At 68.0% G+C, this 9,283-nt stretch carries 7 protein-coding genes; 6 read left to right on the top strand and 1 reads right to left on the bottom strand.

Annotated elements, in window-relative coordinates:
* Positions 1-981, top strand: a 981-nt coding sequence (locus RMO85_RS02605) for an ACT domain-containing protein (RefSeq protein ID WP_310526300.1), incomplete at its 5' end; no start/stop codon positions are given.
* Here the strand turns inward: RMO85_RS02605 and RMO85_RS02610 are convergent.
* Entirely contained in the window at positions 978-2,213 is a 1,236-nt protein-coding gene (locus tag RMO85_RS02610; protein WP_310526302.1) for a DUF349 domain-containing protein, read from the bottom strand. The two genes, RMO85_RS02605 and RMO85_RS02610, sit on opposite strands and share 4 nt — an antisense overlap.
* A 104-nt stretch (positions 2,214-2,317) precedes the next feature.
* Here RMO85_RS02610 and RMO85_RS02615 point away from each other — a divergent pair, with 104 nt between their 5' ends.
* From RMO85_RS02615 to RMO85_RS02635, 5 genes are all read left to right on the top strand, one after another.
* Complete coding sequence (locus RMO85_RS02615) at positions 2,318-2,989, top strand: MBL fold metallo-hydrolase (RefSeq protein WP_310526303.1); 672 nt, start codon at positions 2,318-2,320, stop codon at positions 2,987-2,989.
* Positions 2,990-3,053: 64 nt separating this feature from the next.
* On the top strand, positions 3,054-4,421 hold the full coding sequence (hisS, locus tag RMO85_RS02620) for a histidine--tRNA ligase (protein ID WP_310526304.1): 1,368 nt from the start codon (positions 3,054-3,056) through the stop codon (positions 4,419-4,421).
* The gene (aspS, locus tag RMO85_RS02625; RefSeq protein WP_310526305.1) at positions 4,418-6,238 is read left to right on the top strand and encodes an aspartate--tRNA ligase; all 1,821 of its coding nucleotides are present in this window, start codon (positions 4,418-4,420) and stop codon (positions 6,236-6,238) included. The genes hisS and aspS overlap by 4 nt, the downstream gene beginning before the upstream one ends.
* A gap of 200 nt (positions 6,239-6,438) precedes the next feature.
* Positions 6,439-7,455 (top strand): ABC transporter permease, encoded by a 1,017-nt coding sequence (locus RMO85_RS02630; RefSeq protein WP_310526306.1) that lies wholly within the window; start codon positions 6,439-6,441, stop codon positions 7,453-7,455.
* A gap of 77 nt (positions 7,456-7,532) precedes the next feature.
* Positions 7,533-9,283 (top strand): ABC transporter substrate-binding protein (locus RMO85_RS02635; RefSeq protein ID WP_310526307.1); only part of this gene is annotated, 1,751 nt, incomplete at its 3' end.

The raw sequence follows: 9,283 nt of genomic DNA on the forward strand, positions 1-9,283 counted from the left end.
CCGCTCCCGGTCGGCGCCACCCCGGTCGACTTCGCCTATGCCGTGCACACCGAGGTGGGTCACCGCACGATCGGCGCCCGGGTGAACGGCCGGCTCGTACCGCTGGAGTCCTCCTTGGACAACGGCGACGTCGTCGAGGTCTTCACCTCCAAGGCAGCCAGCGCAGGCCCGTCGCGCGACTGGCTCAACTTCGTCAAGTCACCGCGCGCCCGCTCCAAGATCCGTCAGTGGTTCACCAAGGAGCGCCGCGAAGAGGCCATCGACCGCGGCAAGGAGCAGATCGCCAAGCTGATGCGCAAGGAGGGCCTGCCCCTCAAGCGGTTGATGACGCACGAGTCGCTGATGCAGGCGGCCGCGCACTTCAACCACGCCGACGTGTCGGCGCTCTACGCCGCCGTCGGCGAGAACAACCTCAGTGCCCAGGCCGTCGTGCGTCGTGTCATCGACCTGCACGGCGGCGACGACGGTGCCGCAGAGGACCTTGCCGAGGGCGTCACCATCACCCGCCGATCGCGGGCCACGACCGGCAGCACCGACTCGGGCGTCATCGTCAAGGGCGTCGACGACGTCTGGGTCAAGCTCGCCAAGTGCTGCACCCCGGTCCCGCCCGACCCCATCCTGGGGTTCGTCACCAAGGGCGGGGGAGTCTCGGTGCACCGACGCAGCTGCACCAATGCCGCCGAGCTCGAGACCCAGCCCGAGCGCCTGATCGAGGTGGAGTGGGCCCCGAGCTCCCAGTCGACCTTCCTGGTGAACATCCAGGTGGAGGCGCTCGACCGCGCCCGCCTGCTCTCCGACATCACCATCACGCTGTCGGACGCCCACGTGAACATCCTCAGTGCCACGCTGTCGACGAACCGCGACCGGGTCGCCAAGAGCCGCTTCACGTTCGAGATGGCAGATGCCTCCCACCTCGACAACGTGCTCCGCGCAGTCCGCTCGGTGCCGGGCGTCTTCGACGCCTACCGCGTGACGAACTAGCTGAACTCCTCGGACGCCTTGCGGGCCATGTCGAGGAATGCCTGCTTGTTCGCGAGCGAGTCCTCGAGCTGGGTGACCCTGGAGCCGTCGCCGGCCGCCCTGGCCTTGTCCAGCCTGGCCTGCTCGTCAGCGATGCCGGCCTCGAGCTTGGAGACGATGTCGTCGGCGCGCGCGGACTTCTCCGGGTCGCTGCGCTTCCACTGGTCGTCCTCCACCGAGCGGAGGGCCTGCTCCACCTTGCGCATCCGCCCCTCCAGGTCCTTCATCCGCTCGCGGGGGACCTTGCCGGCGGCGTCCCAGCGGTCGGCGAGGTCGCGGAACGTCTTCTTCGCTGCGTCGAGATCGGTGACGGGCACAAGCGTCTCGGCCTCGAGCAGGATCTGCTCCTTGACCTCGGCGTTGGCGGCGAACTCCTTGTCGAGCTCCACGCTGGCCGAGTCGCGGGCACCGAAGAAGGCGTCCTGAGCCCCGCGGAAGCGCTTCCACAGCTCGTCGTCGATGTCGCGCGGTGCCGGGCCGGCGGCCTTCCACTCGCGCATCAGGTCGCGGTAGCGGCCGGCGGTCGGACCCCACTCGGTCGAGGTGGACAGCGTCTCGGCCTCCGTGACCAGTCGCTCCTTGATCACGCGGGCGCCGTCACGACGCTCGTGCTCCTCGGCGAAGTGTGCCTTGCGGCGCCGGGTGTACGTCGTCCGCGCACCGCTGAACCGACGCCACAGGACATCGTCGGTGGCCTTGTCGAGGCGGGGGAGTGCCTTCCACTGGTCGAGGAGGTCGCGCAACCGGTTGGCGCCGTTGCGCCAGTCGTTGCTCTCGGCGAGCTTCTCGGCCTCGCCGACGATCTTGTCCTTCTCGATCTTGGACTCGGCGCTGCGCTGTGCCTTCTCGACCCGCTTGGCCTCGCGCTGGATGGCGATCACCGGACCGGTCGCGTCGAGGCGGGCAGCCAGGCCGATCAGGTCGCCCACGGCGTTGGCCTCCACCACCTGCTCGCGCAGTGTCTTGACGGTTGAGGCGGCTTCCTCGGGGCTGAGCTTGCTGGCCACGATGCGCTGCTCCAGCAGGTGCACCTCGAAGGCGAGCGCCTCGAACCGGTCCGTGTAGAACTTCATCGCCTCCTCAGGGGTCCCCTCGGGGTACTGCCCCACGGTGCGTTCCCCGTCAGGGGTCTTGACATAGACGGTGCCGTCCTCGGCCACTCGGCCCCAGTCGGACTGCTTGTCGGCGCTCATGGTCGCCCATCGTAGTCACGAGCCACCTCGGTAGGCTGACGCCCCGGACGCTTCGTGTTCGAGCGCCGACCCCGACCCTGCCATCGCCCAAGGACTTCTCACTCGTGTTCATTGCCGGCTTCCCCGCTGGACCCTGGGGTACCAACTGCTACGTCGTCGCCACCGCTCCCGGCAGCGAGTGCGTCGTCATCGACCCCGGCAAGGACGCCGCCGCGGGTGTCGACGAGCTCGTGCGCGAGCACAGGCTCAAGCCGGTCTCGGTGCTCGTCACGCACGGACACGTCGACCACATGTGGTGCGTGGCCCCGGTCGCCGGCACCTACGACGCGACGGCCTGGATCCACCCGAGCGACCGGCACCTCCTGGCCGACCCGATGGCGGGCATGAGCCGCGAGACCACCCAGATGCTGCTCGGCGGCAACTATGAGTGGGCCGAGCCCGACGACGTCCGTGAGCTCGCCGACCTGCAGGAGCTCGAGCTCGCCGGTCTGCGATTCGTCGTCGACCACACGCCCGGCCACACCCAGGGTTCGGTCACCTTCCGCACGCCGTACGGCGACCAGGACATCTCCGAGATCATGTTCTCCGGCGACCTGCTGTTCGCGGGTTCGATCGGCCGCACCGATCTGCCCGGCGGTGACCACGCCACGATGCTGCGCAGCCTCGCCACCAAGGTGTTGCCGCTCGCCGACGACACCGTGGTGCTGCCCGGGCACGGCGAGCAGACCTCCATCGGTCGCGAGCGCGCGGCCAACCCATACCTCCAGGACCTCTGATGAACACCCCACGACCTTCTTCTCCTCCGCTGCGCTCCCCCGAACAACGCCGTGGGGACCCCGCATGAGCAAGATCGCTCCGCTCAGCGGATTCCCCGAGCTCCTGCCCGAGCAGCGCGTCGTCGAACGCGAGATCATCGCCTCGCTCTCACGCACCTTCGAGCTGCACGGCTTCGCCAACATCGAGACCCGCGTGGTCGAGCCGATCGACCGGCTGGCCAAGGGCGGCGAGATCGACAAGGAGATCTTCGTCCTCCAGCGGCTGGCCGCGGAGCCGGACTCCAAAGCCGAGCTCGGCATGCACTTCGACCTCACGGTGCCGTTCGCGCGCTACGTGCTGGAGAACGCCGGCAAGCTCGAGTTCCCGTTCCGGCGCTACCAGATCCAGCCCGCCTGGCGCGGCGAGCGACCCCAGGAGGGCCGCTACCGCCAGTTCACCCAGGCCGACATCGACATCGTCGGGCGCGACACGCTCGGCTTCCACCACGACGTCGAGGTGGTGCGCGTCATGGTCGAGGCGCTGGGCGCGCTGCCGCTGCCGCCGCTCTCCTTCCAGGTCAACAACCGCAAGCTGATCCAGGGCTTCTACCGCGGACTCGGCATCGCCGACGTGACGACTGCGATCAGAGTCATCGACAAGCTGGACAAGCTGCCGGCCGAGACAGTCGCCGCGCAACTCTTCGAGCAGGCCGGCGCCACGCCGGAGCAGGCTGAGCAGTGCCTGCGGCTCGCCACCATCCGCGTCGCCGACACGTCGTTCGTCGAGCAGGTGCGCGCCCTCGGGGTCGAGGACGACCTGCTCGACGTCGGGTTGGTCGAGCTCGCCGCTGTCCTCGAGGGTTGCGCGAGCCTCACCTCCGACCGGGTGAGTGTCGAGGCGAACCTCCGCATCGCTCGCGGTCTCGACTACTACACCGGCACCGTGATCGAGGTCTTCATGGCCGGCTACGAGCGGCTCAAGTCCGTCGGTGGTGGCGGTCGCTACGACGCGCTCGCCAGCGACGGGAAGACGACCTACCCCGGCGTCGGCATCTCGTTCGGCGTCTCTCGCACCGTCGTCCCGCTGATCGCCGACGGCGTCCTGTCCGGCAGCCGCAAGGTGCCCAGCGCGGTCCTGGTGGCCGTCACCGACGACGAGGCCCGCGCTGCCAGTACGGCGGTCGCGACCGCGCTCCGCGCCCGCGGTGTGGCGTGCGAGGTCTCGGCCGACGCGGCCAGGTTCGGCAAGCAGATCCGCGCGGCCGAGCGCCGCGGCATCCCGTTCGTCTGGTTCATCCAGGACCCCGGAGACGGAACGGTCACCCACCAGATCAAGGACATCCGTTCCGGTGACCAGGTCGAGGCCGATCCCTCGACCTGGACCCCACCCGAAGCCGACCTGCGACCGCAGGTGGTAACGATGCGCACCACCACCCTCGAGGAGAACCAGTGATTCGCACCCATGACGCCGGCGCCCTGCGCGCCGAGAACGTCGGTCAGACCGTCGTCCTCGCCGGATGGGTCGCGCGTCGCCGTGACCACGGCGGGGTCGCCTTCCTCGACCTGCGCGAGGCCAGCGGTGTGGTCCAGGTGGTCGTGCGGGACGAAGAGGTGGCGCACAGCCTCCGCAGCGAGTTCTGCCTCAAAATCACCGGCGAGGTCGTGGCGCGCAAGCCCGGCAACGAGAACCCCAACCTCCCGACCGGCGACATCGAGATCGTTGCTGCCCCCGGCACGGCCGGAGTCGAGGTGCTTGCGACCTCCGCCCCGTTGCCGTTCCCGATCGACGACGCCGGCTCTGCGAAGGGCGGGGCCAAGGGCGGCGACGTGGGGGAGGAGGCCCGCCTCAAGCACCGCTACCTCGACCTGCGGCGGTCCGGCCCCAACAACGCCCTTCGCCTGCGCAGCAAGGCCAACAAGGCGGCTCGCGACGTCCTCGACCGCCACGATTTCGTCGAGATCGAGACCCCCACCCTGACCCGCTCGACGCCCGAGGGCGCGCGCGACTTCCTCGTGCCGGCGCGCCTGCAGCCGGGCAGCTGGTATGCCCTGCCGCAGAGCCCGCAGCTGTTCAAGCAACTGCTCATGGTCGCGGGCATGGAGCGCTACTTCCAGATCGCGCGCTGCTACCGCGACGAGGACTTCCGCGCTGACCGCCAGCCCGAGTTCACCCAGCTCGACATCGAGATGAGCTTCGTCGAGCAGGACGACGTCTTGTCCCTCGCCGAGGAGATCCTCGTCGCCCTGTGGTCGCTGATCGGCTACGAGGTGCCCACGCCGCTGCCGCGGATGACGTACGCCGAGGCGATGGCCCGCTTCGGGACCGACAAGCCCGACCTGCGGATGGGCCAGGAGCTCGTCGAGTGCACCGACTACTTCAAGGACACCACGTTCCGGGTCTTCTCTCCTGACAACGCCGACTACGTGGGGGCCGTGGTGATGCCCGGCGGTGCCAGCCAGCCGCGCAAGAAGCTCGACGCCTGGCAGGAGTGGGCCAAGCAGCGCGGCGCCAAGGGTCTCGCCTACGTGCTCGTCGGGGACGACGGCGAGCTGGGGGGACCGGTCGCGAAGAACCTCAGCGACGCCGAGCTGGCCGGCCTGGCCGCCCACGTCGGGGCCGAGCCCGGCGACTGCATCTTCTTCGCTGCCGGCCCGGTCAAGAGCGGTCGCGCCCTGCTGGGCGCGGCGCGCCTCGAGATCGGTCGCCGTGGCGGCCTGATCGACGAGAGCGCCTGGAACTTCCTGTGGGTCGTGGACGCACCGCTCTTCGAGCCCGCCGGTGACGCCACCGCCGCGGGTGACGTCGCCGTCGGCAGCGGTGCCTGGACGGCGGTGCACCACGCCTTCACGTCGCCCAAGCAGCTCGACACGTTCGACACCGACCCCGGCAACGCCCTGGCCTGGGCCTACGACATCGTCTGCAACGGCAACGAGATCGGCGGCGGCTCGATCCGGATCCACCGCGAGGACATCCAAAAGCGCGTGTTCGCGATCATGGGCCTGGACGAGGCCGAGGCGCAGGAGAAGTTCGGCTTCCTGCTCGAGGCGTTCAAGTACGGAGCCCCGCCGCACGGCGGCATCGCCTTCGGCTGGGACCGCATCGTCGCGCTGCTGGCCGGCACCGATTCCATCCGCGACGTCATCGCCTTCCCCAAGTCCGGGGGCGGCTTCGACCCGCTGACGGCTGCGCCCGCCCCGATCTCCGCCGCACAGCGCAAGGAAGCCGGTGTGGACGCCACGGCGGCGAAGGATGTCCCGTCCGGCGCCTGAGTCGTCCGCAGATCTCCGGTCGCAGGCCGGACGGTCGTGTCCGGATCGTTACGCGTCGGTGATCGTCTGTGAGGTCAGCGTCACATAGAGTCCCGTTCGGCGCTGACGGGCCCCCCGCTGGTCCAGCCAGCACCATCGGGAGAACCCCGGCGCCCCATCAGCACCATGGACCGCAACCCCCGGACCAGTTAAGGGAGAGCATGTCGCAGCCGACTGCACCGGAGACCTTGGGCTCGTTGACCGATGAGAGCCCGGTTGATCCCAACACCAAGTTGGCCAAGGCGATCGCCGGCCGATCGCCGATGCAGATCGCAATGGGTCGCCTCCTGCGCGACAAGATCGCGATGCTCTGCGCCTTCGTGATCGTCTTCTTCCTCTGCGTTGCCATCTTCGCTCCCCTCATCTGCAAGCTGTTCGGGGCCAACACCGACACGGTCTTCCCCAGCCAGTTCCTCGACACACTCGGGGGCGGCATGCCCCTGAAGGGCCCGCCCAACAACGGCTTCGACCCGGAGCACCCGTTCGGTATCGCCCCCCAGTCGGCCGACGACAACCTCGCCTACTGGATCTACGGCTGCCGCACCTCGCTGATGATCGCCGGCCTGGCGACACTCTTCGCTTCGGTCGTCGGCGTCACCATCGGACTGCTCGCCGGGTTCCTGGGCGGCATGGTCGACAAGATCCTCTCCTTCTTCATCGACCTGTTCCTCACGGTGCCATTCCTGCTGGCCGCGCTGACGCTCGCGCCGATCCTCAACGAGCGGTTCAACACCTCCGACAACTACGCCACGATCCAGAAGTTCTCGCTGGTCGCCGTGTTGGCATTGTTCAGCTGGATGAGCATGGCGCGACTGGTCCGCGGCGAGGTGCTCTCGCTGCGTGAACGCGAGTTCGTCCAGGCTGCTCGGGTGCTCGGCATGCCGACCCACCGGATCTTGATCAAGGAGCTCATGCCCAACCTGGCGGCGCCCATAAACATAAGCGTCTCGCTGATGATGCCGGCGGTGGGCGCCGCCGAGGCCGGCCTGGCGTTCCTCGGCATCGGCGTCACCAGCGGTGCGTCGTGGGGCCAGACGATCGCCAAGGCGGTCAAGTACTTCGAGCAGTACCCGCTCTACCTCTGGGAGCCGCTGATCGGCATCGTGCTGCTGGTCCTCTCCCTCAACCTCCTCGGCGACGCGATCCGCGACGCCCTGGACCCCAAGACTCGTCGCTGATCTCTTCCGAAGCGATGCAGACGTTGCCGACAGCACCTGCCGACGGCACGACCACAGATAAGAAAGGCTGGACACGAATGAAGCGGAACAAGCCGCTCGCGCTCGTCGCCGGTGCCGCACTCATCACTCTCGCTGCCTGTGGCGGCGGCAGTGGTGACGAGGGCACCAACACGGCGAACGACAAAGAGTTCAAGGGTCAGGGCGCCGGAAGCAAGGACGCAAAGCTTCAGGGACCCGCGGAGGCCGTCGAAGGAGCCACCGAGGGCGGCACCGTCACGGTGTACGTCGCCGGCGACCCCGGCCCCAACTCGCTGGACCCCACCGAGGGCTGGTCCGTTCTCGGTAACTCCATCCAGCAGGCGCTCACGAACCGTTCGCTCACGCAGTACAAGCGTGGACCTGACGGCGAGCCCATCCTGGTGCCCGACCTGGCGACCGACCTCGGTTCGCCGAACGAGGACTTCACCGAGTGGACGTTCACGATCCGTGACGACGCCACGTGGGAGGACGGCAAGCCCGTCACCGGCGAAGAGGTGGCCTGGGGCATCCAGCGCTCGCTCGACGCGGAGACGTTCCCGGCCGGTGCCGGCACCGAGTACTCCAAGAACTACTTCGAGGGTGGCCAGGACTACGCCGGTCCCTACACCGACAAGGGCAAGCCCTACGACGCGATCAGCTTCGATGGCCAGGACGTGACCATCAAGATGGCCAAGCCCTTCCCCGACATGGACTACTGGGGCGCCTTCATGGCGATGGGCCCGGCGCCGCTCGGCAAGGCCTCGCAGCCGCCGAACTACGGCACCAAGCCCCTCTCGACGGGCCCCTACTCGATCCAGAGCTGGACGCCGAGCGAGGAGCTGGTCCTCACCAAGAACGACCAGTGGAACCCCGATAGCGACCCGGCTCGTCACCAGTACGTCGACGAGTGGATCTTCAAGTTCGACCAGGACCAGGCCAAGGTCGACCAGATCATGCTGTCGGACAACTCCGACTCGCAGACGGCCATCGCCACCTCGCTCGGTTCGGACAAGTACCAGCAGGCCAACACCGAGCTCGGTGACCGCCTCGTGCAGCAGACCGCCCAGTGTGTCTCCACGCTGACGCCGGACTACACCAAGATCACCGACATCAACATTCGTAAGGCTCTGGCGTACGCCTACCCCTACGAGGACATGTGGCTCGCCACCGGCGAGGTTCCCGGAGTCACCCGCGTTCCGGCCAACTCGGTGATGCCCCCCGGCATGGCCGGCAAGAAGGAGTTCCAGGTCGACGGTGAGCAGATCACCTACAACCCGGAGAAGGCCAAGGAGCTGCTGACCGAGGCTGGCGCCGAGGGCTACCAGATCACGATGGTCTACTACGAGGTCGACCCGCTGGCCGTTGCCGGTCAGAAGCAGTTGACCAAGGGTCTGGAGTCGGCTGGCTTCAAGGTCAAGGCCATCCCGATCCAGGTTTCGCCGTACGACGTGTGGCTGGACCCGGACAACAAGATCAACAAGACGCTCAACCTCCGTGGCGTCAACTGGTGCTCCGACTGGCCGGCCGGCTCCACGATGCTCCCGCCGCTCCTGAGCGCTGACGGTGTCTACAACACGGCTTTCTTCAACGAGCCCGACGTGGACGCCGAGATGGACAACATCGCCACCCTTCCGCCGGAAGAGCAGGCCGACGCCTGGGGTGCGCTGGACGAGAAGATCATGACGGACTACTTCCCGATCATCCCGACCGCGTTCCGCAACGACCTGTTCGTCTTCGGCGAGAAGATCGGCAACCCGAGCGGCGACGCTGCGCTCGGTGCTCCGAACTACAAGGACTTCTTCGTGATGCA

It is taken from the genome of Nocardioides sp., from assembly GCF_031422975.1.
Taxonomy (GTDB): Bacteria; Actinomycetota; Actinomycetes; order Propionibacteriales; family Nocardioidaceae; genus Nocardioides.

Excerpts from the sequence above, each read along its gene's own strand:
- RMO85_RS02610 (WP_310526302.1), bottom strand. The coding sequence starts at position 2,213 with ATGAGCGCCGACAAGCAGTCCGACTGGGGCCGAGTGGCCGAGGACGGC.
- hisS (WP_310526304.1), top strand. The coding sequence starts at position 3,054 with ATGAGCAAGATCGCTCCGCTCAGCGGATTCCCCGAGCTCCTGCCCGAG.
- RMO85_RS02630 (WP_310526306.1), top strand. The coding sequence starts at position 6,439 with ATGTCGCAGCCGACTGCACCGGAGACCTTGGGCTCGTTGACCGATGAG.